Annotated in this window: 23 protein-coding genes; 9 read left to right on the top strand and 14 right to left on the bottom strand. The window is 51.9% G+C overall.

The features are described from left to right. Positions 1 to 148 precede the first annotated feature (148 nt). From fecE to fecI, 7 genes are all read right to left on the bottom strand, one after another. Positions 149 to 916: a Fe(3+) dicitrate ABC transporter ATP-binding protein FecE gene (gene fecE, locus DMB82_RS15390; protein ID WP_116164559.1), complete on the bottom strand. Its 768-nt coding sequence runs from the start codon at positions 914 to 916 to the stop codon at positions 149 to 151. After that, positions 917 to 1,876, bottom strand: a complete 960-nt coding sequence (gene fecD, locus DMB82_RS15385) for a Fe(3+) dicitrate ABC transporter permease subunit FecD (RefSeq protein WP_102119340.1) — start codon at positions 1,874 to 1,876, stop codon at positions 917 to 919. Beyond that, positions 1,876 to 2,871: an iron-dicitrate ABC transporter permease FecC gene (gene fecC / locus DMB82_RS15380; RefSeq protein WP_116164561.1), complete on the bottom strand. Its 996-nt coding sequence runs from the start codon at positions 2,869 to 2,871 to the stop codon at positions 1,876 to 1,878. Before fecC ends, fecD begins: the two co-directional genes overlap by 1 nt. Beyond that, positions 2,868 to 3,782 carry a Fe(3+) dicitrate ABC transporter substrate-binding protein FecB gene (locus tag DMB82_RS15375; RefSeq protein ID WP_116164563.1) on the bottom strand — a complete coding sequence of 305 codons (915 nt, stop codon included), beginning with the start codon at positions 3,780 to 3,782 and terminating at the stop codon, positions 2,868 to 2,870. The genes fecC and DMB82_RS15375 overlap by 4 nt, the downstream gene beginning before the upstream one ends. A 71-nt stretch (positions 3,783 to 3,853) precedes the next feature. Beyond that, positions 3,854 to 6,202, bottom strand: coding sequence for a TonB-dependent Fe(3+) dicitrate receptor FecA (gene fecA / locus DMB82_RS15370; protein ID WP_116164565.1), 2,349 nt, complete (start codon positions 6,200 to 6,202; stop codon positions 3,854 to 3,856). Between the two features lie 92 nt (positions 6,203 to 6,294). Next, on the bottom strand, positions 6,295 to 7,251 hold the full coding sequence (fecR, locus tag DMB82_RS15365) for a ferric citrate uptake sigma factor regulator FecR (RefSeq protein ID WP_102119336.1): 957 nt from the start codon (positions 7,249 to 7,251) through the stop codon (positions 6,295 to 6,297). Further along, positions 7,248 to 7,769, bottom strand: coding sequence for a ferric citrate uptake sigma factor FecI (gene fecI / locus DMB82_RS15360; protein ID WP_162847974.1), 522 nt, complete (start codon positions 7,767 to 7,769; stop codon positions 7,248 to 7,250). Before fecI ends, fecR begins: the two co-directional genes overlap by 4 nt. A gap of 338 nt (positions 7,770 to 8,107) precedes the next feature. On the opposite strand from fecI, the gene DMB82_RS15355 reads away from it, so the two are divergent. The 3 genes from DMB82_RS15355 (at position 8,108) to mltB (ending at position 11,397) form a co-directional block, all read left to right on the top strand. After that, positions 8,108 to 9,730, top strand: a complete 1,623-nt coding sequence (locus DMB82_RS15355; protein WP_102119334.1) for an EAL domain-containing protein — start codon at positions 8,108 to 8,110, stop codon at positions 9,728 to 9,730. A gap of 120 nt (positions 9,731 to 9,850) precedes the next feature. Then, positions 9,851 to 10,192 carry a zinc ribbon domain-containing protein YjdM gene (locus DMB82_RS15350; protein WP_102119333.1) on the top strand — a complete coding sequence of 114 codons (342 nt, stop codon included), beginning with the start codon at positions 9,851 to 9,853 and terminating at the stop codon, positions 10,190 to 10,192. A gap of 134 nt (positions 10,193 to 10,326) precedes the next feature. After that, the gene (gene mltB / locus DMB82_RS15345; protein ID WP_116156107.1) at positions 10,327 to 11,397 is read left to right on the top strand and encodes a lytic murein transglycosylase B; all 1,071 of its coding nucleotides are present in this window, start codon (positions 10,327 to 10,329) and stop codon (positions 11,395 to 11,397) included. A 196-nt stretch (positions 11,398 to 11,593) separates the two neighbouring features. Here mltB and DMB82_RS15340 read toward each other — a convergent pair whose 3' ends face one another. The 5 genes from DMB82_RS15340 to DMB82_RS15320 form a co-directional block, all read right to left on the bottom strand. Beyond that, the gene (locus DMB82_RS15340; protein ID WP_102119331.1) at positions 11,594 to 12,301 is read right to left on the bottom strand and encodes a GGDEF domain-containing protein; all 708 of its coding nucleotides are present in this window, start codon (positions 12,299 to 12,301) and stop codon (positions 11,594 to 11,596) included. Then, a complete protein-coding gene (locus tag DMB82_RS15335) occupies positions 12,288 to 12,740 on the bottom strand; it encodes a DUF1987 domain-containing protein (RefSeq protein WP_116164567.1) in 453 nt (150 codons plus the stop codon). The genes DMB82_RS15340 and DMB82_RS15335 overlap by 14 nt, the downstream gene beginning before the upstream one ends. A gap of 1 nt (position 12,741) precedes the next feature. Continuing rightward, positions 12,742 to 13,296: a SiaB family protein kinase gene (locus DMB82_RS15330; RefSeq protein WP_102119329.1), complete on the bottom strand. Its 555-nt coding sequence runs from the start codon at positions 13,294 to 13,296 to the stop codon at positions 12,742 to 12,744. 13 nt (positions 13,297 to 13,309) lie between these two features. Continuing rightward, positions 13,310 to 14,554: a SpoIIE family protein phosphatase gene (locus DMB82_RS15325; protein WP_102119328.1), complete on the bottom strand. Its 1,245-nt coding sequence runs from the start codon at positions 14,552 to 14,554 to the stop codon at positions 13,310 to 13,312. A 204-nt stretch (positions 14,555 to 14,758) separates the two neighbouring features. Then, positions 14,759 to 15,952, bottom strand: a complete 1,194-nt coding sequence (locus DMB82_RS15320; RefSeq protein ID WP_116164569.1) for an alpha/beta hydrolase — start codon at positions 15,950 to 15,952, stop codon at positions 14,759 to 14,761. Positions 15,953 to 16,162: 210 nt separating this feature from the next. Here DMB82_RS15320 and DMB82_RS15315 point away from each other — a divergent pair, with 210 nt between their 5' ends. Then, positions 16,163 to 16,897 (top strand): FCD domain-containing protein, encoded by a 735-nt coding sequence (locus DMB82_RS15315; protein WP_102119326.1) that lies wholly within the window; start codon positions 16,163 to 16,165, stop codon positions 16,895 to 16,897. Positions 16,898 to 17,303: 406 nt separating this feature from the next. After that, entirely contained in the window at positions 17,304 to 18,494 is a 1,191-nt protein-coding gene (gene uxuA / locus DMB82_RS15310; protein WP_102119325.1) for a mannonate dehydratase, read from the top strand. 104 nt (positions 18,495 to 18,598) lie between these two features. Here uxuA and pelI read toward each other — a convergent pair whose 3' ends face one another. Beyond that, positions 18,599 to 19,642, bottom strand: a complete 1,044-nt coding sequence (gene pelI / locus DMB82_RS15305; RefSeq protein ID WP_102119324.1) for a pectate lyase PelI — start codon at positions 19,640 to 19,642, stop codon at positions 18,599 to 18,601. 754 nt (positions 19,643 to 20,396) lie between these two features. Between pelI and DMB82_RS15300 the strand changes: the two genes are divergently transcribed. From DMB82_RS15300 to DMB82_RS15285, 4 genes are all read left to right on the top strand, one after another. Next, positions 20,397 to 21,446: a type II asparaginase gene (locus tag DMB82_RS15300; RefSeq protein WP_010298495.1), complete on the top strand. Its 1,050-nt coding sequence runs from the start codon at positions 20,397 to 20,399 to the stop codon at positions 21,444 to 21,446. Between the two features lie 403 nt (positions 21,447 to 21,849). Continuing rightward, positions 21,850 to 22,371 (top strand): shikimate kinase AroL, encoded by a 522-nt coding sequence (aroL, locus tag DMB82_RS15295; RefSeq protein ID WP_102119323.1) that lies wholly within the window; start codon positions 21,850 to 21,852, stop codon positions 22,369 to 22,371. A 140-nt stretch (positions 22,372 to 22,511) separates the two neighbouring features. Continuing rightward, on the top strand, positions 22,512 to 22,796 hold the full coding sequence (ppnP, locus tag DMB82_RS15290; RefSeq protein ID WP_005975968.1) for a pyrimidine/purine nucleoside phosphorylase: 285 nt from the start codon (positions 22,512 to 22,514) through the stop codon (positions 22,794 to 22,796). 702 nt (positions 22,797 to 23,498) lie between these two features. Beyond that, positions 23,499 to 25,289 (top strand): methyl-accepting chemotaxis protein, encoded by a 1,791-nt coding sequence (locus tag DMB82_RS15285; RefSeq protein ID WP_102116802.1) that lies wholly within the window; start codon positions 23,499 to 23,501, stop codon positions 25,287 to 25,289. 95 nt (positions 25,290 to 25,384) lie between these two features. Here the strand turns inward: DMB82_RS15285 and rdgC are convergent, their stop codons facing one another. Beyond that, the gene (gene rdgC, locus DMB82_RS15280) at positions 25,385 to 26,314 is read right to left on the bottom strand and encodes a recombination-associated protein RdgC (protein ID WP_116155824.1); all 930 of its coding nucleotides are present in this window, start codon (positions 26,312 to 26,314) and stop codon (positions 25,385 to 25,387) included. Between the last annotated feature and the right edge of the window lie 70 nt (positions 26,315 to 26,384).

The following is a 26,384-nucleotide window of genomic DNA, read 5'->3' as shown; positions in this document are numbered from 1 at the left end:
GTTTCCATTACGCGTATTGATCCCATGTCACACAGGCAGAGTAGCGGTTCTGCTGGCTCACGGCTAACAAGGCTATTTTCGAGAGGGCATAAATATTTTTATGAGATAGTTATGCCCACGAATACTGGATAAAAAACATGACCTGCTATCACCGCACCACACACATCGGCTGGCCTGATACAGGGTCGGCGTGGATCTCCGCATCAATGCTGAACACCTGCTGGAGTAATGCCGGTTTCATTACCTCGTGCGGTGAGCCCTGCGCCATCACACGTCCACCTGCCAGCATCACCAGATGATCGCAGTAGCGGCTGGCCTGATTCAGATCGTGCAGGACGGTGACGACCGTTTTGCCCGCCTGATTCAGTTCACGCAGCAACTTCATTAACTCGACCTGATGATTGATATCGAGATAGGTTGTCGGTTCATCAAGCAGGACGACGGGGGTATCCTGCGCCAGCAGCATCGCCAGAAACGCCCGCTGACGTTGTCCTCCGGATAAGTCGGTTAACCGTTTGTCGGCGAGGTCGACGATGTGCGTTTTTTCCATCGCACGCTGCACGTGCTGGCGATCGTCCTGCGATAATCGTCCCCACAGTGACAGCCAAGGGCTGCGCCCGTAGGCCACCATGTCACGCACGGTGATCCCCTCTGGCGTCAAATGCTGCTGCGGTAACAGCGCCAGATGGCGCGAGAGCTGGCGCGCAGAGAACGTAGAGAGCGGCTTGCCGTCGAGCTGAATAGCGCCGGATTCCGGGGTAAGCAGCTTGGCGAAACACTTCAGCAGCGTTGATTTGCCGCAGCCATTGGGGCCAAGCAGGGCGGTAATTTTTCCGGCGGGCAGCGACAGCGACAATCCGTCAAGAATACGCTTGTCGCCATAGCCCGCCGTCAGGTTTTGTGTTGTCAGTTCCATTTAGCGCATTCTCACGAGAAGCCAAAAAAACCAGGGTGCGCCGATAATGGCAGTGAGCACCCCTGCGGGTAATTCCATCGGCGGGTTCAGCGTGCGTGCTAGCAGATCGGCAAGCAGCAGTACCAACGCACCGGTAACGGCAGAAGTTGGGAGGAGCCAGCGGTGCCGGCCTCCTACCAGATAACGGATCAGATGCGGTACGACAAGGCTGATAAAGCCGATAGGCCCGCACACCGCCACGCTGGTTGCGGCGAGTGCCACGGCGAGCGCCAATCCCCAGAACTGAATGCGCCCGATATTGACGCCCAGCGTGCTGGCGCGGTCGTCGCCTAGCGCGAGCAAATCCAGATCGCGGCAAAAGCGCAGGCTGAGTGGAATCAATACGCAGAGTACAGGCAGCGCGACCATCACGAATGACCAGTCACGTCCCCACAGGCTACCCGTCAGCCACAGCAGTGCGTTGTTGATATCCTGTGGGCGGGAGAGAATCAGGTAGTCGGTGACGCTTGCCCAGGTGGCGGATAGCGCGACGCCGATGAGTGCCAGCCGCATCGGGGATGATGTTCCCGCGATGAGCCGTAAGAGCAGCAGCCCGGCGATGCCTCCGATAAATGCGAGCAACGGTAGCCAGATCACGGGCAGCGCAGGCACCAGCATCAGTGCGCCGACGGTCGCCAGACTCGCCACGTGGTTCACGCCGAGAATATCCGGCGATGCCAGCGGGTTACGCACAATCCCCTGCACCAGCACGCCGGAAATCGCCAGCGCTGCGCCGACAAACAGCGCCAGCAGTACGCGCGTCAGGCGATACTGCGTCAGGACATAATGATGTTCGCTGGTGCTGTGCCAGCCGCTTATCAACGCCGACCACGGCAGCGGAATCGTGCCCATGCGCAGCGACAGAATGCTGGTGGCGAGTAGCAGTAGCGTAATCGAGATAAACACAATTGCGGGGCGCATTATCCTCGCCTCCTTGCCAGCCACACGAAACAGGGAGCGCCGATCAGGGCCAGCACCGCACCGGCAGGCAGTTCGCCCGGCCAGGCGAGTGCGCGGGCAAGCAGATCGGCCAGTAACATCAACGCCGCGCCCATCAGCATGCTCATGGGGAGCACCTTTCTCTGGTCGTAACCGATCCAGAAACGCGCCAGATGCGGAATTAACAGGCCGATAAACGCTACCGGACCGGCGACGCTCACGCAGGCACCCACCAGAATCAGCACCGCCAGATTGAGGATTAGGCGCAGACGGCCTAAGTTGACGCCCAGCGTATGGGCGCTCACGTCACTGATGTTCAGCAGATTAAGCTGGTTAGACAGCAGCAGGACAACAGGAGTGACGGTGATGACAAACGGGAAGAGTTGCCAGAATTCCACCCAGCGTGCGTGCGATACGCCGCCCGCCAGCCAGTAAAAAATGCCATAGGCGTGATCTTCCGCCAGCAGCAACGTGATGCGGGTTAAGGCCATGCACAGGGCTGAAAGCGCGACGCCCGCCAGAATCAGCCGATTACGATCGAGCGTTTGTCGCCAGCCGCCGCCCGCCGCCATCACCATCAGCCAGCACAGGCCGCCGCCGATAGCAGCAACAAAAGCGATGGGGTAACCGGAGAGTGAAGAACTGAATGCGCTGGTCAGTGCCATCGCCAGCGCCGCACCGCTGTTGATGCCGAGCAAAGAGGGCGATGCCAGCGGATTATGGGTCAGGGTCTGGAGCAAAGCGCCGGACAGCGCCAGACTGGCGCCGATCAGGACGGCAACCAGACTGCGGGGCAGACGCAGGTTTAGCACCAGCGCTTCCGGTAGTGAAGAGGGCGATCCCGTAATCAGTGCCTTGACGGCACTCAAGGCGGGAATGGGGATCGCGGAATAACAGAACAGGCTGAGCCAGAACACGCTCAGCAGTGCCGCTATTGGTAATCCCCAACGCCAGAACGGGTGGAAACCTAGCCTCATTGCTCGCTGCTGACGCTAACGGGCTGATGCTTAAAAATTTTCACCGTATCGCTGCCGATGCGTTCCGCTGCAAAAATACCGCGCATCCGCGCCCAGGCGTTGCTGTCAACGGCGGCAATTTGCTGTTTTTGCTGTGCTTCCAGCAGATTCCAGAGCGTATCCTGCTGCCAGCGTTTCACAATACTTTCTTCTCGATAGTGCGTAACAATCAGCCACTGTGGGTTAATCGCCAGCAACTGTTCCAGATTGATGGAAGCCATCGGGGCATTGTTGATCGGTTTTGGGACGCTCAGACCAAGTGCGGCCAGCACGCTGCCAGTGTAGGCATCGCTGGAGTACAGGTTAAACTGCTGCTCGCGCGAGGTGCCGAAAACCACATTCGTGCCTTGGGGAAGCTGGGCAGCGTAGCCTTTCATCGTCTCGCGATGCTGGGCGAGACGAGTCTGCATCGTGCTATCTTTCCCCAATACCTTACCGATGATCTCTGCTGAGTGCAGATTCTCTTCATAGGTTTCGTTGCGTGATTTCAGTAACAGCACCGGTGCGATGGCCTTCAGTGCCGTGTAAATGCCGCTATGACGGCTGCTGTCGGCGATAATCAAATCCGGCTTCAATGCGCTGATGGCTTCCAGGCTCGGCTGCGCGCGCGTGCCTACGGAATGCCAGGATTTAAGGTGTTCACGGATTTCTGACAGGATCCGGTCTGGATCGTTGTCATCGGCGATGCCGACTGGGCTGACGTCTATCGCGGCCAGCGCATCGGCAAAAGAGAGTTCCAGCACCACAATGCGCTGCGGTGGCGTGTCGAGCGTAAAGGAACCCTGTTCATCCTGCACCGTGACGGCATTGGCGCGGCCTAGTCCGAACAGACAAAGCGTGGTAATTAGTGCGACGCGAAGTAGAGCAAACATAGTGTAACTCCGTTAGAGGTCATGATTGTTAGTCAGGCCGGGCAGATGCCCGGCGAGTGATAACGTGACAATCAGAATTTCAGCGAGCCCTGCATGTAGAAGGTGCGGGGTTGGCCGGCATAAATGCCTTTGTTGTTGTCATCGCTGTTCGAGCGCGTGTAGTAATCGTGGTCGAACAGGTTTTTCACACCCAAGGCCAGATTGAGGTCAGAGAACTGCGGGCCGAAGTCGTAGGCCGCGCGTGCGCCCCACAGCATAAAGCCTGGGATCCGTCCGGCGCTGCCATCGGCGCTTTCGGCAACGGTGTTGGCGTTATTGGCAAACTGGCTGGACTGGAACTCACTGTTCAGGTTGAACGTCCAGTTGCCCGGTTGGTAATCGACGCCGAATCCGCCACGGTGTTTTGAAGAGAAGGGCACCTGATTGCCGTAGGTGTTGCCCACTTCGCGAATTTCCGCATTCACATACGAATAGCGCGCATAAACCGACACTGTGTCTAAGCGAGGTGACAGCTCGGCGAGGTGATAGCGTGCCTGCGTTTCCAGCCCAGAATGGCGGGTTTTGCCCCGCGTGGTGACGGTATCGTTGGTCTGATTGGAGTCATACTGGTTATTAAAGTTAACCAGAAAAACGCCCATTTCTGCCGTCAGCGCGCCGTCGTCGTAGCGGGAACCGATTTCCCAGGTGCGCGCTTTTTCTGGCTCCACTTTGCCGCTTTGAGCCGCCTTGCCAATTCGGCTGTACTGTACGGTGCCGAATGATCCTTCGGTGTTTGCATAAAGATTCCAGCTCTCGTTAACGTGGTAGAGCACGTTCAAGGCGGGCAGCGGTGCGTTGTAGTTGACCGCTTCGCCTGTGCCTTTCAGCGTGTTGTCCTGATGGGATTTGATGTGCTCAAAGCGCATTCCCGGTGTAATCGTCCAATTGCCAATATCAACGCGGTCGTCGATGTACCAAGCGTGCGCTTCTGTACCCGCGCGGGTTTCGCGATCGATAGGGCTGTTGGCGCTTGGCAACGTCTTGCTGGCGGTGCTGGTGAAGTAGCGCACCTCATGGGTGGATTCGCTGACATAGCGGTAGCCAACGCCCACTTCATGAGCGGAAGAACCGAGGGTAAAACTTTGGCTGTAGCGGGGTTCGATGCCGCGTACCCAATATTCGCGTGGCGACAGGGTGATGATTGAGTTCTGTTCCAGATAGCCGCTGCGCAACGTGCGCGTGTAGAAGCCCTGAATGTTGAATTTATGCTGCTGATCCGGCTGATATTGGTAGCCCAGACTGGCAAGTTGACGGCGTCCCCAGAAACGATCGTATGGGCGCGTTGACTGCCAGCGGTCAGCATTGTAATCGGCACGCGACAGGCCGCCTGGCATATCGGCGCTGCCATCGTAATATTGCAGCAGGCTGTTAAAGGTGTGTACGTCGTTCGGCGCGTAGCGGCTTTTCAGCATCACGTCGTCAATGCGCGTAGCGCTGTGTTCGCGCCAGTCGCTGCCACGCGTGCCGGAATAGAGCAGCGCCGAGCCAAAACCGTTATCCGCCGTGCCGCCAACCAGCAGGTTGTGCGTTTCTTTCGGATTGTGCTGTGAAGACGTCGGGCTGTGTTGGCCTTCTATGCCAGCGCTAATGCCAAACTCTTTCGGGATCGCTCGGGTGACAAAATTCACGACGCCGCCGACGCTCTGTGGTCCGTAGCGCACGGCACCGCCGCCGCGCACGACGTCAATGGCGTCCATATTGCCAAGCGAAATGGGCGCGAGGGAAAGCTGTGGCTGACCATAGGGAGCAAAAGGTACTGGAATGCCGTCCATCAGCACGGTGGAACGGCTGGCAAGACGCGGGCTGAGACCGCGAATACCAAAGTTCATAGCCAGATCGTGGCTGCCCGTACCGTTATTTTCCGGCGCATACACGCCCGGCATACGGTTTAAGACATCGCGCATCGTGGTGGCACCGGTCTTGGCGAAGTCCTCACGACGGATCACATCGCGTGCGCCCGCATGTTCAAAGACGTCATTTTCACGCGCTTCACCCAGCCAGTCTCCAACGACCGTCAGCGTTTCTTCCGCTGCTACTGGGATAGGTTCCAGCGTCCAGACGTTATCGCCCAGCGCTTTCAGTTGCAGACCGCTACCCGCCAGTAGAGCTTTCAGGCCTCCGTCAACGGTGTAGTCGCCGTGCAGGCCGTTGCTGCGTTTTCCCTGCGTCAGGTTAGCATCCACCGATAGCGTAATCCCGCTGCGGGCGGCATAGTGGTTGAGCACTTTGTCTAACTCACCAGCAGCAATATCGTAGCGTGCGGTGGCGGGCGCAATCGCCGCGTAGGCCATTCCTGTCGTGAGACCAACTGTTGACAGCAGGCTGAGCTGTATCGCCAAGGCTAAAGGGGCTGCTTTACGAAAGGCACGTAAGCGCGTCATAACGTCTCCATCATCATTTTTATGCTATACACCTAAGTCGAACGAGAGGGAGAAAAAGGACAATCAAGAATGATAATTTTTTTCGTTATCGTTTAGTTTGCGGGAAGGATGTTGACCCAGTAACGGGTAATATACTGAATCTTAACGGGAAGCGTTTTCTCGATGACCTGTAACACCGTATCGGTATTTTTCAGCGGGAAGGTGCCGCTTAACCGCAGCGTCGCGACCTCAGGGCTACAGCGCAGCACGCCATGACGGTAGCGCGATAGTGTCGCCATCACCTCGCTGAGTGGCTTATTGCTGAAACTGAGAATGCCCTGTGCCCAGTTGCTCTCTTCTTCCTCTGCGGATAGGGTTTCGCCTAGCTCCCGTGCGCTGAAGCGCAGGCTTTCACCCTGCCGCACGATGCGCTCTTGGGTTGGATCTTCTGCCAGTACGACTTTCACCGCATGGTGTTGCACGCTCAGTAGCGTGCTGTCGGCTTCCTGGCGGACCGTAAATTCAGTGCCGAGTGCGGTCAGTTGCGCGTGTCGTGTCTGCACGTAGAAAGGGCGACTGCTGGTATCCTGTCCGGTGGTAATCGCGATTTCGCCGTACCAGAGGTGAATACGCCGCTGCTGTGGATCGAAGCGAACATCGACGGCGCTGTCGGTGTTCAGCGAAAGCAATGTTCCGTCTTCCAGACGCTGCTGACGGATCGCGCCTTTCGCTGTGGTGTAGTCGGCCCGTAGACCTGTTCCGATATCGGAACGCCAAAGCTGCCACCCGCCGCCCACGCCTAACAGCAGTAACAGACCTTTCATCACTCTGCGACGGGTAAGTTGCGTATCCTGAAGGGCGCGGTGGGCGACGTTGCCAGGCACGATGTTCATCTGGCTACGCAGGTTTTCTACCTGCGACCAAGCCCACTGGTGATCCCGACTTTGCTCATACCACTGCTGCCATTTCTCGATTTGCTGGGGGCTCACGTGTTCGTCGCTCAGCACCGCATACCAATGCGAGGCGGAGCGCAGAGCATGACGCTGGGAATCGGTCAGCGTCAGGCTCACAGCCCGTGCTCCAGACGGAACAGCACGCAATGCTCTGTGGCTTTGGCAACGTATTTTTTGACGGAGCTGACGGAGACATTCAGCCGTGTGGCGATCTCACCGTAGGCCATGCCATCAAGCTGGGAAAGCAGAAACGCCTGCCGTGCTTTGTGGCCTAGTCCATCGAGCATGAGATCCAACTGTTGGAGCGTCTCAAGCTGTTGTTGCTGGGTTTCTGGTGAGGGGACAAGCGCTTCTGGCAACTGCGCCAACCTGTCCAGATAGGCTTTCTCCAGCGCATTGCGGCGGAAGAGATCGACCATCACGCGCTTGGCAACGGTACACAGAAACGATTTAGGATCGCGGATTGCGGTCAGCGACCCGCCGTTCATCACGCGCAGGAAGGTGTCCTGAGCAATATCATCGGCGTCAAAAGAGGATTGGAGCTTGCCCGTTAGCCAATGCTTCAGCCAGCTGTGATGCGAACCATAGAGTGATTCAAGCGTCAGTTCAGCAGAGGGAGTGGCGTGGTCAGATATCATGGGCAGAGATAGAAAAAATGTATCGACAGTCAATAATAGGGCGTTATGTTAATATGATAATGGTTCTCATTACAATTAAATCACAATGCGATAGTGATAAGAAAAAGTGATGGATAGCAACTGTCTGTTTTTTAAGGTAAATAGGAAAGAAAATAAGAAAGCAAATAGAAAAGCAAATAGAAAAGCAAATAGTGATGTCAGCCTCTGGCTGAGAGGCGCCGCAGAATCCGACGGTTACTGGCATCTTAAAATCAGAATTATTTGAGGTAGTGCTACATTGTCGGGAAGGGTTGTGTGCTATGTTGGATTTCTCATAATGATGATGCGTCGCTCCTATGAAAAAAAGCCTGCTAGCCTATTTTCAAACGCTCTATTTTAAGAAAAATTTTTTCTTATTACCCTCCAGCCTGTTTTTTACGTTGGTTGTGCTTTTTGCGTTGGTGCTTGCGGTTTATTCGACATTTTCGCTCAGACAGTTTGAAGGAGAAGTGGATGATTTTTCTAAGGTCACCATTGAACATGCTGAAAAAATAATCTTGCAGGCGACATCTGCACTCGATATTTTAGAAAAAAGCTATCCACCTTATTGTGATAATTCGCATCTGGATTTATTGCGTAAAATTGCTTACGACAATGATTATATTCAGGATGTGGTCTATATCGATGGAAATCGGCTTCGCTGTTCTTCAATGCTGAATGACATTAATACAATGTTTCTTCCAGAGCCTGATTGCCGTTATAAAGGCATCTATGACATCTGGTATAAAGTCGACAGTCCGCTGAATAAAGATAAGCCGATGATTTATGTTGGTACTACGCGTCATCTTGTGGTGTTGAATCCACGTTCATTTCTGGATGTTCCTTCCTACAGCTATAATATCAAATATGCATTACTGGCGAAAAATAAGCTGGATGGTCGGGTTATTCTATCGGACTCGATGAGTAGCCATATTTATTCACGTTTGACTTCAGGGGGAAATAACCCCGATAGATTTTATATTGACGATAAATATTATGTCCTGAAACCACTGCTGGATAGCGATTTTACTTTGGTGGTTATGGCAGATAAATCTGCGGATTTTTTATTTTACTTAACGATTTTTTTCTCTTCCTTGCCCATTTTCATGCTAATTTCCCTGCTGCTATCAGAGGTTATCTCCAGAAAATTTCTGGTAATTCAAAGTCCACGCTATGTTCTCAATCAGGCGCTGAGGCAAAAAGAGTTTGAATTGCATTATCAGCCGATTATTAAATTGGATACTGCGCAGGTCGTGGGGTGTGAAGCGCTGATTCGCTGGCGTCATTCGGACGGTCATCTGATTACGCCAGACTCTTTTATTCCCATGATTCGTCAGGTTGGGTTGATGAAAGAGTTAACCTTGTTCGTCATTAATCAGGCGCTACAAACGGCCCGTGTACTGAAGGAAAGTGACCCTGACATGTTTGTCTCTATTAATCTTGAGGCGGCTGAATTTGAGGATATGTCTGTTTTTAATTATCTCGTGGAGCAGGTTGCCGTATACGATCTTAATGGTGCCAATGTTAATGTCGAATTAACCGAATCATCCATGATTGAGCCTCAGAAAGCAGCACCGATGGTGGAGTTGTATCAACAAAAAGGCATTGATGTTGCCATTGATGATTTTGGTACCGGCTATTCTGGGCTGTCGTATCTTGAGCGGGTAAAAGCCAATAAGCTTAAAATCGACAAGTCCTTCGTGGGGAATATTAGTGACCATTCACCGACTGATATCGTGCTGTCTCATATTGTCAGCATGGCACACTGCCTTAATCTGCATATTGTTGCCGAAGGGATTGAAACTCCGGCTCAGGAAGCCTATCTGAAAAGCCTTGGCGTCGCTTATGCGCAGGGCTGGCTGTATTCCAAAGCGCTAACGAAAGAAGCATTGATTGCGTTTCTGGCGGCAAGAGACGAAACGGTGTCAGATGAGCCGTAAAGTCAGGATAAACGCGGCTTTACTATCAAAAATATGCATAAAAAGGTAAAATATCGAAAATAGGGAAGTTACCTAATGATATTTATTACTTTTTTATTGTGAATTTTTCAGGAGTTTATCATGCAACAGTTACCTCATTGTCCAAAATGCAGTTCTGAATATACCTGGCAAGAAGGCGATATGCTTAACTGCCCTGAATGCGGAAATGAGTGGTCGGCAGCAGGCGATGCACCAGCGCAGGATGACGGTTTAGTGGTGAAAGATGCCAACGGAAATCTGCTGGCGGACGGCGATACGGTAACAGTCATTAAGGACCTGAAAGTCAAAGGCAGTTCGACGCCGCTGAAAATCGGTACCCGCGTGAAGGGGATTCGTCTGGTGGAAGGCGATCACAATATTGACTGTAAAATCGACGGTTTTGGCCCGATGAAGCTGAAATCCGAGTTTGTGAAGAAGAACTGATTCGCGTGTGATGGCGCGCTGGTCTTCCATCTGGTCGGCGCGCTGCATTTTTTCACCTCTGGCTGGTTTTTTCACATCAGACAATCCTTTACCATAGCCTGTATTGATTTCTTACCTGGCTATACGGATATCTGATGCGTCATTTGGTTCGTTTTCTCCCTCTGCTCATTTTGCTCTCGGCCTGTAGCAGTCAGCCTTCCCCTCCTCCCGCAGAAGCGCCTTCAGGTAATCCTTTTAAAGGTGGTTTCCTGCTTGAACCCGCACACAATGTCCATCCGCTAGGCGGTGATTTTGCGACTAACCCGGCTACTGCACGGTTTGTCGATAAAATGGTGCTGGAGCATGGCTTTAATCGCCAGCAACTGCATGATGTGCTGGTGCAGGCAAAAAGTCTGGATTGGGTGATCCGTCTGATGGATAAGCAAGCTCCAGCATCGCGCCCGCCTTCAGGGCCTAACGGATCTTGGAACCGTTATCGCAATCAGTTTATTACGCCAGACAACGTGCAAAACGGCGTGGCGTTCTGGAATCAATATCAGGATGCGCTACAGCGTGCTCAGAACATTTACGGCGTCCCGCCTGAGATCATTGTCGGCATTATTGGCGTGGAAACCCGTTGGGGCCGAGTGATGGGGAAAACGCGCATCATTGATGCGTTGGCAACGCTGGCGTTTGATTACCCGCGACGTGCCGATTACTTTGCGGACGAGCTGGAAACCTTCCTGCTGATGGCGCGTAAAGAAGGCAACGATCCGCTCAGTTTGCGCGGCTCGTACGCTGGCGCGATGGGCTATGGGCAGTTTATGCCGTCATCCTTCAAGAACTACGCGGTGGATTTTGACGGCAACGGGCATACCAACCTGTGGGATCCGGTGGATGCGATTGGCAGCGTAGCCAATTATTTCAAAGCGCACGGGTGGGTGAAAGGTGCCCCTGTCGCGGTGCAGGCAAACGGTCAGGCGCCGCTGCTCCCGAACGGTTTCAATACCCGCTACTCGCTCACGGAACTACAGGCTGCGGGTCTGACGCCACAGCATTCGCTGGCGGGATACAATGAAGCCAGCCTGCTGCGACTGGACATCGGTACGGGGTATCAATACTGGTACGGTTTGCCGAACTTCTACACCATCACTCGCTACAATCACAGCACGCACTACGCGATGGCTGTATGGCAGCTAGGCGAAGCCGTAGGCCGCGCGCGCTAAGGCCCGAGCGATTAAGTTTTCCCTTTACAGGCTGTCTCTTCGTCATATTTTCAATACAGACGCAGAGACAGTTTCGTGCGCCATAACGCTGCTATTCATAGGCTATACGCATAGCGGGAGTCTGTCTCGGAGGAGCCGATACCCACTATTATGTATGGTCGTGAGTTAAGACGACGGCAATCGCCCAGGCTGCGACTCACTGAAATTCCACTCTATTTCTGCCTTTTTCCTTGGCCTGATAGAGCGCGGCATCTGCGGCACCGTAAAGGGCATCGAAACGGGTTTTCTGCGGTGCCCAACTGACGCCGAAGCTGGCGGTGACGCGTTGTTGCGGCAGCACGCTGAGCGGCATTCTGTTGAGATCCTGATGCAGGCGGTTGGCGAGCGAGACGGCCTGTATGAGCGAGTGCCCTTCCAGCAGGATGGTGAACTCTTCACCGCCGACGCGACCAATGCTGTTCGAGGTATTCAGTACGTGCTGCACGCGCGAGACCAGATCGCAGATCACGGCGTCACCGGTAGGGTGACCATAGGCATCGTTCACCTGCTTGAAGTGATCGATATCCAGCACGATGAGCGCCGCCTGATTGCGTTCCAGCGCATGGTTGATGCGTTCAATAATCGCACCGCGGTTATACACGCTGGTCAGCGGATCGTGGCTGGCTTTGTACTCCAGTTCGACTGCCAACTGATTGAGCTGCGCGTTCAGACGGTTTAGTTCTTTCTCCGCTCGGTCGCTGCGCGAAATCAGGCGGTGCGACTCGCGTACCAACCGCTGATAGTGGTCGGTTAATGCCAGCAGCGTGTCGCGATAGACTTCTGCTGGTCTTTCCTGCTGGTTAGCGATGTTGCGCGCGGCGAGCAGAATGTCGTATTCCGGTGTAAACAATTCAATTGTGCTCATGGTTATCACTCAAAATCGTGCTGTGAAAGGTTAGGGCAGGGAAATCGATGTGAAGCTCTTCACCAAATTCTTCCGCAATATCGTCGTCTTTGTCGTAATACCAATACAGCGTAATCGAGAGTGCTTGTTCCGCAGCCTGATTAAGCTGGTTGAATAAACTGAACAGCATCTTGGTGCTGGAACTGTTGAAATAAATCAGGGAGACGTGTATTTCGATGCTCGGCAGCGCTTCATCCGGCGGCATCTTTTCTGCGTAGCGTGTTAACGCATGTAAATACGCTTGAATCTCGGTGAGCAGCGGGCGATAAAACGCCGCAGCGTTCTCAGGATAAGATTCGCCGGAAAGATAAAGACAGTGTGTGTCAAAGTGAAAATCAACCGTCGGGGTACAGGATGTCCCCGAAATATAGAGGTTGCTTAGGGTTGTTATATTTTTCATGTCAAATGATTGCCTTCAGATAAAACGTAGATAGCCCCGTTGATGCATCGGCCCGAAACGTAAACTGGAGTGGCTCACTGGCATCACGCGCGACGGTCAACAGCCCCATATCCGCGCCTTTGCTTGATGACGGGGTTTCATCACGCAGAGAGACTTTGTAGGCGAGTCGGATTTCATCAAGCGTCATATTGCGCAGCGGTTCAAGACGTCCTCGCAGTGTCTCGACATCGTCGGGGTGTACCGGATTGGCGCACAACAGGAAGTATTTCCCATTTTCGTAACCCAGACACACAGAACCATGACGGACTTCGACGGTATGATCGCGCGCGGTTAACGGTGCAGCGGAATAGCGGGTAATGTTCTGCACCATTTCGACGAACGTAGAAAACAGTCGGCGACGGATGCCGGCAGGAAGCTGTTTTTTCTCCAACTGTAGCCGCATGGTTTCGGCCAGTGAACTGATGATGTTTTGTGAAAAATAGCCCACGTAATACAGCGTAATGTCATGCTGGTGTGAGGGTGAAAAAAATTCGGTGTATTTGATGTTTGGCATCATTCTGTCTGCCTGATTAAACAAAAGTCGAACAATGTCGGAAGCCCCAAAATGTTAAATCGTCTCGTCGGGTCTGATCGCCCTGGTAGATCTTGTGTGTCGACAGGAGCTGGTTAGCCAGTTCGCGCATCGGCTGGTGTTGATGGTGTCGGAGGTACTCCTGTAGGCGACGTTTACCAAACATAATCCGGCGTTCTCCGCCAATTTGATCCGTCAATCCATCCGTGGTGGTGAAAAACATATCGTTATCATGAAGCGGTAATTCATAGCTTGACCACTGGTAGTCATAAGGCGTTTCGGTATAGCCGACGCCCATACGATCGCATTGGAGTGGTGTCAACTGTCCTGTCTGGCGTTGCAACATGAACGCGGGCATTCGCGCACTGGAAAACGTCAGCGTGTTTCGCGTCATATCGCAGAACACCAGCATCGCGTCGCAGCCGTCGTTAGAGGTAGCAAGCTGACGCATTTCGTCACGCTGCCCCAGCGTATCTTTGATATGACGGTTGATTGCCTGTAATAACTGCGCCGGCAGCATCGGACCGTGCTGTGTCAGCGCCTGTTCCAGTGCAGAAGAGAAAATCAGGGTCATGAATGCGCCGGGTACGCCGTGTCCGGTACAGTCCGCGACGGCGGCAAGCCAGCCGTTCTGATAGGTTTTAAAGGCATAACAGTCGCCGCCCACACAGTCTCGCGGCTCCCAGGCTAAACACCAGTCGGCCAGCGTGCGGGACATCGCCTGTGTTGATGTCGCCAGCATCGCTGTCTGAATCACGCTGGCATATTCGATGCTCTGCATAATCTGCTGATGCTGGCGTAGGTGCATATCGGAGACGGCCTTGATCAGATCGATGCCTAATCCGATACCGATATAACGCCCGTTCTCGGTGATCATAAAGCCATCCGTCAGCGATTTATCACCGGTAATCACCGTTTGATCCGCGACGTCGTTCAATGACGCCAGCGCATCGACAATCAGCGGATTTTTATCCATAAACGCGATGCAGCTCTTTTTGTCGTACAGTTCGCGATAAAAAGGCCGGGACATCTGCGAGAGAAAAATATGGCGGTTGATTAAGCCGAAAGGGCGTCCATCCTCCACCACAGGCAGACTGACCCACTCTTTATTCTTACTGAATAACTGCAATACGGTGGCGTTGTCGGTGTTAGGAGAAACGTCCGGCAGAGGAATGCAAAGATCTCGCGCCACGGGTGTACCCCGCAGGAGTGGTCGGGCGCAAGGAACAGGCATGGCGATCATGGTTAATCTTTGGGCGTATTGATCTTTAAGCCAAAATACATGCCCTTGATGACCAAATGATGACAGCCCCCGTCATACTTCAAGCCGCAGGTGCGTTGGCAATACTCGGCTCATCTCTGAGCCTCTCCCTAAAGGGTCAACACTTCGTGTTGTTCAAAACGATAACGTTTTGTCCTGCAACTCGAATTATTTAGGGGGCTCGTGCTATTGCGTGTGCAGGACGTTGGCCATGATCTGATTTTGCCAGTCGAAATACGGGTTAAAGGTCAGGCGCACATGGGTTTTGCCATTTTCCACGTATCCCCAGTCGGAATACCACAGCGTGCTGCGATCCTGACAGGTTTCTAGGTCGTTCAGGGGTTGGCCGTTGGCGCAGATGACGATTGATCCGGTTTTGCCGTACTCCTTATTTTCTGGTGAAAACAGGAGCGACATGTGCGAGAACTGGCTGATGCGCCAGTCGGGCAGCGAGCCTGTCCGCACCAACACGCGTGAGGAATGGATACCGGCAGGGCGATCGCCATACCAGATCAGACGGCTGCGTGGGTGGGTAAACTGCTTATCGAACGTGTCGACAAGGTAAGTCGTATCGACGACGGAATCATGTTCCGCCAGCACGATTAACACTGGGTTGTCATAAGGCTTTTTGGCAAGCTCTGAACGCACACCGCTGCTGGAATAATAATATTGGGCGAAGCCGTTGGTCGGCACGCGCATATAGCGGGTTGCCAGCTGCTGAGGATAGCCAGGGCGCGGTGGCATCAGCCAGTCGGTAAACACGGACAGCACTGGTGCCATGAAGGCATATTTTTCGTTGGATTTAATCGCGGGGGAGAACAGCACCAGCCCTTTGATTTCAGGGTGCTGCAAAGCGTATTCCAGTACCAGATTGCCGCCGGTGGAAAAGCCGCCCAGATACACCTCATCGACCTCTTTGCTGAGGATGGCAGCCTGCTCGGCGACCACGTTGCGCCAGTCGTCGACGGTAACGTGCAACAGATCGGCGGGGCGGGTGCCATGCCCCGGTAGCAACACGGTTCTGACCAGAAAGCCTTGTTCGACCAATTTTGGGGTGATGTCAGTGAATGAACCGGGTGAGTCACCCAGCCCATGCACCAGCAAAATGGCTTTATGTGGTTGGCCGATGGGGCGGGTTTCACTGGGCGTATTCCAACGTAATTCCAGCTGTTTATCCGTGGTTTGAAAGGCACGATGCTCAGCGACCCAGCGCGTGGTGTCTTGCTGGTAACGCTCGAATGACGTTTGCCCTAATGGCGCGATGTCGCGCGAGCTGCTGTTGCATCCCACCATGAAAAGTACGCCGATGAGGGCGAACAGTCCTGTCATCGCCCGCTTCCAGACTACCCACGAAACGAACCGGAATACGTTTATTGTCATTTATGCTCCTTGCCTGCTGGCAACATCAGTCTGATCGCTAACGGGATATGGCGTTTCGACAACACTATATCTGAAATTATTTATCATGCAGATTGCTCAACGTGCTGCGCTATAAGGCTTCATGTTATACTTCCGACAAATTGGGCGTTTTTTCTGTCTTTTGGTCAGGCCAATATTACGATGGCCGATGTTGAATAAAGGGATGGCGGTATGCGTTTATATCAGCAGATTGGCGACAATCTTCGCGCGGAAATTCTGAAGGGAAACTATCAGATTGGCGACCGCTTGCCTCCTGAGCGTGATATTGCTGAAACCTACAACGTCAGCCGCAGTGTGGTGCGTGAAGCCCTGATCATGCTGGAGCTGGAAAAGCTGATTGAGGTGCGTAAAGGTTCTGGCGTTTATGTCATGCAACTGCCGACCGCGCAGGGAAAAGACGGCGTGGTAGACAGCGGCTATGGCCCCTTCGAGCTGATGCAGGCGCGTCAGCTACTGGAAGGCGAAGTTGCTGCGTTTGCCGCGATGCAGGCGACCAAAAGTGACATCGTGAAAATGCGGCAGGCCATTGAACAAGAACGGGCGTCGCTTGAGAACGGCAGCGTGGATGAAAGCGCCGATGAACAATTCCATTGCCTGCTGGCGCAGTCTACCCAAAACAGCGTCTTAGCCAATATGGTGTATGAGGTGTGGCAGGCGCGTAAACGCAGCCCAATGTGGCAGGGCATTCACTCCCATACCGATGATTTCAGCTATCAGCGCCAGTGGCTGGACGATCATGAACAAATCTTGCGTGCCGTGTCTCGCCGTGATGTGAACATGGCGCGTCAGGCAATGTGGCAGCATCTGGAAAATGTAAAAATTAAACTGCTGGAAATCTCCAACGTGGACGACCCAGCCTTCGACGGCTACCTGTTCGAGTCTGTTCCCTCACGTCTGGAATCCTGATTCCCCTGTATACCCGTCATACTTCAAGTTGCATGTGCGTTGGCTGCGTTCACCCACCCGAATCACTTACCTAAGTAAGCTCATCGGGATGTCTTCTCTTGCCGCCTTCCTGAAACTCGAATTATTTAGGGTATGTGTCCCTGTGTGAATTTTCTCTCCGGCATTGCATCGGTGTACGAAGAGAAAAGATGTCAGACCAAATAATCCATTTCTGACTTTTCTCCTCACGATTTCAGCTTTATTACGCATGATGTTAGTCCAAAATACGAATTTTTTGTGTAATTGGTCAATCAATTCGCGAGTTTCGTTTGACAGCCTGTGTCGGTGAGGTAGGCTTTTCCTTATTTATTGATGAAAGAAAGTGACGAAAACAACTCCCTCACTTGGCGAAAAAAGGTAACTCAGTATGGAACAAACCTGGCGTTGGTACGGCCCGAACGATCCTGTCTCACTGGATGATGTGCGGCAAGCAGGTGCGACCGGCGTGGTGACGGCGTTGCACCACATCCCGAATGGCGAAATCTGGTCGATTGAAGAGATTGAAAAGCGCAAAGCCGAATTGAAGGCGAAAGGGCTGGTGTGGTCGGTAGTAGAAAGCGTGCCAGTTCATGAAGAGATCAAAACGCAGACGGGGAATTATCAACAGCATATTGCCAATTACCAGCAATCGCTGCGTAACCTGGCGCAGTGCGGGATCGATACGGTGTGTTATAACTTCATGCCTGTACTGGACTGGACGCGAACCGATCTGGAATACGTTCTGCCGGATGGTGCAAAAGCGCTGCGTTTCGATCATATTGCCTTTGCGGCTTTTGAGCTGCACATCCTGAAACGTCACGGTGCTGAAAAAGATTATACGACGGATGAACAGGCACAGGCCGCCGACTACTTCCGTGCGATGAGCCAAGAAGATATCGCGCGCCTGACGGGCAACATTATCGCCGGACTGCCGGGCTCTGAAGAGGGCTATACGCTAGAGCAATTCCGAGACCGTCTGGCGGAATATGACGGTATTGACCATGCGAAACTGCGCGAGCACCTTGGACATTTCCTCCGTGAGATTGTGCCCATTGCGGAAGCCGTCGGCCTTCGCCTTGCCATTCATCCAGACGATCCACCGCGTCCGATCCTGGGGTTGCCGCGGGTGATGTCGACGATTGACGACATGCGCTGGCTGAAACAGACGGTCGATAGCCTTCATAACGGCTTTACCTTCTGCACAGGATCCTATGGCGTAAGGGCCGATAACGATCTGTTGACGATGCTTGAAACGTTCGGCGATCGCGTGCATTTCACCCATCTGCGTGCCACCTGTCGGGAAGACAATCCCAACTCGTTCCATGAAGGCGCGCATTTGCAGGGGGATGTGGACATGGTGGCGATCATCAAGGCTATTCTGGCGGAAGAGCTGCGGCGTCAGAAGGCGGGCGATCGCCGTCCGATCCCGATGCGGCCAGATCACGGGCATCAGATGCTGGACGATCTGAAAAAGAAAACCAACCCCGGCTACTCGGCAATTGGGCGGTTGAAAGGGCTGGCGGAACTGCGTGGCGTCGAGTTGGCGTTGAAGCGCACGCTGTTTACCGAATTGCAGTAAGGGTAATGAAATGAAACAGACCGTGCTTAGTAGCACGGTCTGTAGATGACTGATGCGTCAGGACCCCAGAGGAAGTTAGTTACGTGTGAATTCTGCTAGCAGAATTACAGGGCTTTAACGTTTGAACGGCTGACTTTGCAGTTCTTGGTATCCCATTTCTCGCCGTGTTTAGGCGATTCACCCTGACCTTTTTCTACACCGGTAAACTCTTCACATACAGGGGGTTTACCTTCTTTGTAGTTTTTAATACGCAGATCGCGGATGTCAGCAATATCGCCAAAGTTACGGTTTACACCAGCAATGCTACCGATGGTGCCGTCAACAGTTGCGCTGATGATGGTGAGGTTACGTGGGCCGCCATTGTTGGTGCAGTCACCGCAAGAGCGCCACAGTTTGCCGTGTTGCCCAGTCAGGGTGAAGTTACCTTGAACGATAGTGTGGCTGTTTTTGGCATTCTGTTGCAGCACTTTGTCCGGTTTTCCACCAGGGCCATTGGTGGTGTTATGGGCAACACCGCCGACGATGGTCATGGTTTTGCCGTTGTTGGTTGCTGCATCTTCACAGATGTCTTCCCAAATCACGTTTTCAATACGGCAGTCGCCGCTTGCGCAGTGGATGCCGTCAGAACCGCCTTTTGCCGAAATGCGCAGATTTTTGATGCTGGCATTTTCCAGCGTGATAACAGGAGGTTGCTTATCACTGTCACCGCTACAGCTCAGACCCAGAGTAATCCCATCGCAGTCAACAGATTTGTTTTTGATGACTGCGCCGGCCTTACATTCAGAGCTTGCAGCCTTAAGCGGCGCGGCGCGCAATGGTGCTGGTGCCGTTGATGCGGCATTAGATTTCAGGACACTCTTATTGCCGCTAACGGTATCTACCCAATACCAATAATCCGACTTCGGATTGGCGGTTAAATCCGTAAAGGTTCTATCGGTGGAATTGAGCTCTGCGATTTTTTCGCTGCCTGCCTGATTATCACTGGTGCTGCGATACACATCCTGGCGAACAACGTTGCCTGCATCGGTAGACCAGCTTAAATAAGTGGCATTGTCTTTTTTCAGAAGCATCAGCATGGTGTCACTCGCCTGAGCCTGAAAAGAGAAAGCAGCAGTACATAAAAATATCGGTGTTAAATACTTAAACATTTGTTTTTCCTTGTAAATTAAACGGATATTTTTTCTCTTTATTTATTCCAAATAAAGAGGGAGTCCTTGCACATCGAAAATGATTATATAGCAGGGAATATGAAATGAATAATAATTCGACGAAATTGTTGAGGTTAATCAGGTTATTTGATTTAGCATGTTATTATTTTTCATTTAACTTTATTAATTGTTTATTATATTTTTATTAATTATTTTTTTGGAAATTAATAAACACGCGAAAAGTTCTTATTAAAGGATAAAAGAAATTAATGGACTGAAGAGATAGGGATCTTATCACTCGCCTATTGCTGTGCGTGATGGGATTCAGTGTGTTTCCACGTTTCGTTGATGTGTTATTTAATTTGTGGTGATCATTTAACCTCATGTAAAACTGAATGCTTTTATTGATAAATTGGGGCGTGAATTCAGATAACAAGTGCAGCGCATCGGCGTTTGCTTCTGGAAATGCATCAGGGAACGCTGTCAGAACTGACGAGGAAAGCTCGTAATTAAGCCTCGCAGGATGCCGTGGCGCAGATTAGTCGGTAACGTAAATCGGTGCGACTGAACACCGTGCTGTGAGGTATCACACACCGTTAGCGTGAAGTCTGACAGGCATATATTAATTCGTTGAATTCTGGGGCAGAATAAGCGCCAATGTTGGCAGGCTGCTAACAGAGTTGACGTTTTTGCTTACAGATCAGGCACCTGACGTATCTGATCTGCCACTTAACTCAATAAGTTGGTATAGGTTATGAAAAGGATATTTAACGCATTATTCGTTGTTGTTTTTGTTTGTTTTTCGTCTCTGGCAAATGCGGCAGAAAATCTACCTAACATTGTCATTCTGGCAACAGGCGGGACAATCGCCGGTTCTGCTGCGGCCAATACGCAAACCACGGGGTATAAAGCGGGTGCGCTGGGCGTAGAGACGCTGATTCAAGCAGTACCAGAGCTGAAAACGCTTGCCAATATTTCAGGTGAGCAGGTTGCCAGCATTGGCAGTGAAAATATGACCAGCGATGTTCTGCTGAAGCTGAGCAAGCGCGTGAACGAGCTGCTGGCACGCAGCGATGTTGATGGCGTGGTCATTACGCACGGTACGGATACGCTCGACGAATCGCCTTACTTCCTGAACCTGACGGTGAAAAGTGACAAACCGGTGGTTTTTGCCGCCGCGATGCGTCCGGCAACGGCAATCAGTGCCGACGGCCCAATGAACCTGTACGGCGCAGTAAAAGTGGCAGCGGATAAAAACTCTCGCGGTCGCGGCGTTTTAGTTGTGCTGAACGACCGTATTGGTTCTGCTCGTTTCATCAGCAAAACCAACGCTTCTACGCTGGACACCTTTAAAGCGCCAGAAGAAGGTTATCTGGGCGTGATTATCGGTGACAAAGTTTATTACCAGACGCGTCTGGATAAAGTTCACACCACGCGTTCCGTATTTGACGTGACCAACGTAGATAAACTGCCAGCTGTCGACATTATTTATGGCTATCAGGACGATCCAGAATATATGTATGACGCCTCTATCAAACACGGTGTAAAAGGGATTGTCTATGCGGGCATGGGCGCAGGCTCTGTATCCAAGCGCGGCGATGCAGGTATCCGTAAAGCGGAAAGCAAAGGTATCGTTGTTGTGCGCTCCAGCCGTACCGGCAGCGGCATCGTGCCACCGGATGCGGGCCAACCGGGTCTGGTTGCCGATTCTCTGAGCCCAGCTAAATCACGCATTTTGCTGATGCTGGCGCTGACAAAAACGACGAACCCAGCGGTGATTCAGGATTATTTCCACGCGTATTAATCGCCTGATCGGTTTGTCGTGTGATGGCCCCGCCTTTAAACGCGGGGCTTTTTATACCCGTCATACTTCAAGCTGCATGTGCGTTGGCGTCGTTCAGTCACCCGAATCACTTACTTGAGTAAGCTCATCGGGATGCCCTCGCTCGCCGCCTTCCTGCAACTCGAATTATTTAGGGTATATTTCCTGTCATCCTATTTTTACTTTTGGTTATTCAACTTTTCGTTTTCACTGAGAAGTCACTTCCCTCTCTATTGATTTTATCGGTATGATTCAGCCCACGACAAAGCAGGTAATCACCCCTATTTATCTTTGATACCCGAAATAATTCGAGTGGTGGGACTGCCTACGCGCGTCCAGCTTGAAGTATGGTGGAGGGGGATAAAGAAGAAGGATACGTCACTACATGACACACCCCATTTTTATGGTTGGTGCCAGAGGCTGTGGGAAGACCACCGTTGGGCATCAACTGGCACAGGCGTTAGGATATGACTTTGTCGATACCGACCTGTTTATGCAGCAGACCACCAATATGACGGTGGCTGATGTGGTTGCGCAGGAAGGATGGCATGGGTTCCGCCAGCGTGAAAGTCTGGCGCTTCAGCAGGTGACGTCCAACCGCTGCATCGTCGCAACAGGCGGAGGTATGGTGTTGGCGGAAGCCAATCGACGCTTTATGCATGAGAAAGGCGCTGTTATTTACCTCCATGCGGATGCGGAGCTGCTGGCTCAGCGGCTGGAAGAAAACCCGCAGGATAACCAGCGGCCGACGTTGACCGGTCGCCCTATCGCAGAGGAAATGGCCGATGTACTGGCCGCGCGCGAGGCGCTTTATCGCGGTGTCGCGCATCACGTTATTGATGCAGCTCAAACGCCGGAAGCGATTGTGGCAAGCGTGTTGAAAGTGCTGCGCTCGTCGGCTGCATAGGCCGGTGGGCTGGACACTGGCAAAATAATCACCAGTCAGTGTTACCGAACACCAACTTTCAATGAATAGATCGTGACAGTGGCTCGACTCTCCTTTTAAGATGAATTTCATGAATTTTTTCGATGATAGGGTGCCGCGCTATGCTGAATGTAAATGAGTATTTTGCAGGGAAGGTCAAATCAATCGGTTTTGAAGGCGACAGCATTGGCCGGGCCAGTGTCGGCGTCATGGATGCGGGTGAATACACCTTTGGAACCGGACAGCCGGAAGAAATGACGGTGATCACCGGAGCATTGAAAGTACTGCTGCCAGGCGCACCGGATTGGCAGGTTTTCACACCGGGAGAAACGTTTTTCGTTCCGGGAAAAAGTGAGTTCAATTTGCAGGTGGTCGAACCGACCTCTTATCTGTGTAAGTACCTGTAATTTCTATTCTATCGCTGTAGGTTAGGTCATGCTCGCCGCGTTATGTACGACATAACGCGGCATTTTTTTACCCTTTCGGCACTCTTTAGGTCGCGTGGGATATTATCTGTTGTCACAACGCGTTGAGTAAGTTGTTCTATTAATCGAGTATGCGCGTGTTCCATTCTTTTCTGATCCTGGTCGGCCTGCGTAGAGGTCACAATACTGCTGGGATTGTGACCTCTCTACTGAAAATGGCAATCGCGATTTTGCCACAGAAAATAAAGTATATTTGGTTATTTCTAGCATGTTTATCTGTCACAAAAGCGTCATCTAATCTTTGTCACGCCCATCATTAATTCCATATATGAGTTATTTTATTTAATGGTGTTTATTAATTAATAGCGTAAAAGAATGTTGTAGCTATTAGGAATAATCCCATGATTGTTAAAATGCGGCGGATTACAGCATTGACCGATAATTTTATATTATGGTAGGTTAATAAGTATTTTATTCCTTTTATTTTTGTTAAATTGGTTTAATGCTCTGTTTTGTTGGTTTAAAATCCATTTGATGTCTTTTTTTTTATAAGGATTTGGTTGAACATATTAATTTTTTTTCTGAGTTTTAAGATAAATGGTGATTGTGGAATGTGATCGCATTCAAGTTTTATTTTGCTCTGCCGTTATGGATAGTATAACTATTCTATGCAAAGAGTATTTTATGCTGAAAACGACGCGTTCCCGCATTCTTGCGGCCTGTTCGACAATTGTTGTGCTTTCGCTTGTTATCAATACCTTTTTTAATTACACCATCGCCAATAACGCCAATAAGGAATCGATCCAGAATACGCTGAATGCGGTAGCGACAAGCCATAGTATCGCTATTAGCGACTGGGTTTCTTCTAAAACGCTGATGATCTCTGCGTTGCATGACCGTGTCACCACTGATGAGGATCCGATTCCGCTGTTTAAACAGATTGCGGCATCCGGTGGCCTCCTGAATGTCTACATGGGTTATGCTAATGGCACGGCCAAGTTTGCCGATTCTGGCGGTATTCCTGCTGATTACAACCCAACTGTCCGGCCTTGGTATCAGCAGGCGGTGAAAGAGGGCAAACCGCTGGTCACTGCCCCCTACGTTGATGCGGTGACGAATACGTTGGTGGTTTCTTTCGTTGCTTCCGTGGTGCAAGGCGGAACGGTCAGAGGCGTAGTCGGTAGCGATGTCACGATGAAAAGCGTGATTGAAAACGTAAAAGCAATTAACCCAGCTAAAGATAGCTTCGGTGTTCTCATCGAGCGCAGCGGTCTGATCATTGCTCACCCAGATGAAAAACTGACGCTGAAAAATATCACCGACATTGCCCCTGGTATTGATCTGAACGATATTCTTTCAGCAGATAGCGCCCGTGATGTCGATTTTTCTGGGTCGACAAAGCTTGTGGTGGCAAAACCGATTGCTGGCACGAACTGGTTCATGCTGGTGGCGTTGGATAAAGCCGAAGCCACCGCGAGCATGCGTTCTCTGCTGTCTACCTCTGTCATCACGCTGGTCGTTATCGCGCTGTTGGGCACGCTGGTGATTGGTTTCATTATTGCGTCAACGCTTAAGCGCTTGCTGCAAATCCGTGATGCAATGGATGATATCAGCAACGGTAATAACGATCTGACGAAGCGTCTGCCGGATGAAGGGCATGATGAAGTGGCGCAAATTGCCCGCTCGTTTAATATCTTTGTCGACAAAATCAGTCAGGTAATGATGCAGATTCGCGATATCAGCGCATCGCTTCAGGTCGCGGCGGATGAAATTTCGGCGGGGAACAACGATCTCTCTGCGCGTACTGAATCTGCGGCATCGAGCATTCAGCAAACCGCAGCTTCGTTGGAAGAAATCTCTGCGGCGGTCACGCAGTCGGCAGGTTCTGCACAGCAGGTTAATGCTAAAGCGTTACTGCTGTCGAAAGATGCCGGTACGGGCGGAAAGGTGGTATCCGATGTGATTGTCACGATGGAAGAGATCGTGGTCGCGTCTGGCAAAATCGGCGATATCATCGGCGTGATCGATGGCATTGCATTCCAGACTAACATTCTGGCGCTTAACGCTGCGGTGGAAGCCGCGCGAGCGGGCGAGCAGGGGCGTGGTTTCGCCGTGGTTGCTGGTGAAGTTCGTAGTTTGGCACAGCGCAGTGCGCAGGCTGCAAAAGAAATTAAAGAGCTGATTGAAGCGACAGTCTCCAGCGTGACGTCTGGCTCGGTGCAGGTTCGTCAAGCCAGCGACACGATGAATGAAATTGTCGGCGGCGTCTCTACGGTGAGTTCGGTGATGTCTGAAATCACGCATGCGGCAGATGAGCAAATGCGTGGCATCAACGAAATTAACAAAGCGGTCGCACAGTTGGATTCGATGGTGCAACAAAACGCCGCGCTGGTGCAGGAATCTGCCGCTGCGTCGGGTGCGTTGCAGTCACAGGCTGAAGAGCTGAACGCTGTGGTTGGGGCATTCCGGGTTTAACGGATTCGTCACTGAGTTGCATTGCCCGCTGCCAGAACGGTGGCGGGCAATCATCTATGATATTAACAATCGATGGTATTAATACTACGATAATATTAACGTTGGGCTTCTCCGCCCAATGCTTCAATCAGATTCGCAATCAATGCCGCCAGCTCGCTGGTCATCAAAATAAAATCGGCATCAAACCGCTGAGCAAAATCTTCCCGATCGATATCGTCGTTTTGTTCCCGCAGCGTATCGGAGAACTTCAAGCGTTTTACCGAACCGTCCTCAGACAAGACCAACTGAATCCGTTCCTGCCAGTCCAGCGCCAGCTTGGTAACCAGTTTGCCTGCTTCAATGTGTACGGCGATTTCATCGCAGACCAAATCCTGTTTTTTACAGCGGATAACGCCACCGTCTTCCAGAATGGCTTTCAGCTCTGCTTCATCCTGTAGTGCGAAACCTGTCGCCGGTTCACCAGAGCGAACCCACTCGGTCAACGTCAGCTCGATGGGGTTTTCCATCGTCAGCGGCACAACAGGTAGCGAGCCCAGCGTTTTACGCAGCAGCGCCAGCGTATCTTCCGCTTTTTTTGCGCTGGCGGCATCGACCATAATCAGGCCGTTAACCGTATCGATCCACAGCCAAACCTGACTGAAACGGCTGAACGCACGCGGTAGCAGGCTATGCAGCACTTCGTCTTTCAGCGAGTCTTTTTCGGTTTTTTTCAGCTTGCGGTGCTGTTCTGCTTCCAGGCGTTCAATCTTGGCCTGAAGGGTTTGCTTGATGACCGGGGACGGCAGGATTTTTTCTTCTTTGCGGACACAGATAACGATTTGCCCATTTACGACGTGCGTTAAGGCATCGCTATGGGATCCCATCGGTGATACCCAGCCCGTTTTCATCATATCTTGACTGCCGCACGGGGTGAACGCGAAAGCACTGAGCCGTTTTTCCAATTCGTCCGCAGACAAAACGTTATCTTTGGACAGTACGCTGTCCCGGCTTAGGCGGTAAATCATTAAGTTCTTAAACCACAACATGGTGTTATCCCTGACTGGGCGCGCAGGTTTGCACGCGGGTTTGTAATGTTGCGCGCATGATAACGAATTC

The sequence above is a fragment of the Pectobacterium aquaticum genome (genome assembly GCF_003382565.3).
Taxonomy (GTDB): domain Bacteria; phylum Pseudomonadota; class Gammaproteobacteria; order Enterobacterales; family Enterobacteriaceae; genus Pectobacterium; species Pectobacterium aquaticum.
This window is presented reverse-complemented; position numbering and strand designations above follow the sequence as displayed.

What these genes read in the sequence shown, in the direction of transcription:
- DMB82_RS15330 (WP_102119329.1), bottom strand. Translation starts at nt 13,296, where the DNA reads ATGATGCCAAACATCAAATACACCGAATTTTTTTCACCCTCACACCAG.
- fecD (WP_102119340.1), bottom strand. Translation starts at nt 1,876, where the DNA reads ATGCGCCCCGCAATTGTGTTTATCTCGATTACGCTACTGCTACTCGCC.
- DMB82_RS15350 (WP_102119333.1), top strand. Translation starts at nt 9,851, where the DNA reads ATGCAACAGTTACCTCATTGTCCAAAATGCAGTTCTGAATATACCTGG.
- rdgC (WP_116155824.1), bottom strand. Translation starts at nt 26,314, where the DNA reads ATGTTGTGGTTTAAGAACTTAATGATTTACCGCCTAAGCCGGGACAGC.
- DMB82_RS15375 (WP_116164563.1), bottom strand. Translation starts at nt 3,782, where the DNA reads ATGTTTGCTCTACTTCGCGTCGCACTAATTACCACGCTTTGTCTGTTC.
- fecA (WP_116164565.1), bottom strand. Translation starts at nt 6,202, where the DNA reads ATGACGCGCTTACGTGCCTTTCGTAAAGCAGCCCCTTTAGCCTTGGCG.
- DMB82_RS15300 (WP_010298495.1), top strand. Translation starts at nt 20,397, where the DNA reads ATGAAAAGGATATTTAACGCATTATTCGTTGTTGTTTTTGTTTGTTTT.
- DMB82_RS15315 (WP_102119326.1), top strand. Translation starts at nt 16,163, where the DNA reads ATGCGTTTATATCAGCAGATTGGCGACAATCTTCGCGCGGAAATTCTG.
- DMB82_RS15335 (WP_116164567.1), bottom strand. Translation starts at nt 12,740, where the DNA reads ATGAAAAATATAACAACCCTAAGCAACCTCTATATTTCGGGGACATCC.
- aroL (WP_102119323.1), top strand. Translation starts at nt 21,850, where the DNA reads ATGACACACCCCATTTTTATGGTTGGTGCCAGAGGCTGTGGGAAGACC.
- fecC (WP_116164561.1), bottom strand. Translation starts at nt 2,871, where the DNA reads ATGAGGCTAGGTTTCCACCCGTTCTGGCGTTGGGGATTACCAATAGCG.
- DMB82_RS15325 (WP_102119328.1), bottom strand. Translation starts at nt 14,554, where the DNA reads ATGATCGCCATGCCTGTTCCTTGCGCCCGACCACTCCTGCGGGGTACA.
- ppnP (WP_005975968.1), top strand. Translation starts at nt 22,512, where the DNA reads ATGCTGAATGTAAATGAGTATTTTGCAGGGAAGGTCAAATCAATCGGT.
- uxuA (WP_102119325.1), top strand. Translation starts at nt 17,304, where the DNA reads ATGGAACAAACCTGGCGTTGGTACGGCCCGAACGATCCTGTCTCACTG.
- DMB82_RS15340 (WP_102119331.1), bottom strand. Translation starts at nt 12,301, where the DNA reads ATGAGCACAATTGAATTGTTTACACCGGAATACGACATTCTGCTCGCC.
- mltB (WP_116156107.1), top strand. Translation starts at nt 10,327, where the DNA reads ATGCGTCATTTGGTTCGTTTTCTCCCTCTGCTCATTTTGCTCTCGGCC.
- pelI (WP_102119324.1), bottom strand. Translation starts at nt 19,642, where the DNA reads ATGTTTAAGTATTTAACACCGATATTTTTATGTACTGCTGCTTTCTCT.
- DMB82_RS15285 (WP_102116802.1), top strand. Translation starts at nt 23,499, where the DNA reads ATGCTGAAAACGACGCGTTCCCGCATTCTTGCGGCCTGTTCGACAATT.
- DMB82_RS15320 (WP_116164569.1), bottom strand. Translation starts at nt 15,952, where the DNA reads ATGACAATAAACGTATTCCGGTTCGTTTCGTGGGTAGTCTGGAAGCGG.
- fecE (WP_116164559.1), bottom strand. Translation starts at nt 916, where the DNA reads ATGGAACTGACAACACAAAACCTGACGGCGGGCTATGGCGACAAGCGT.
- DMB82_RS15355 (WP_102119334.1), top strand. Translation starts at nt 8,108, where the DNA reads ATGAAAAAAAGCCTGCTAGCCTATTTTCAAACGCTCTATTTTAAGAAA.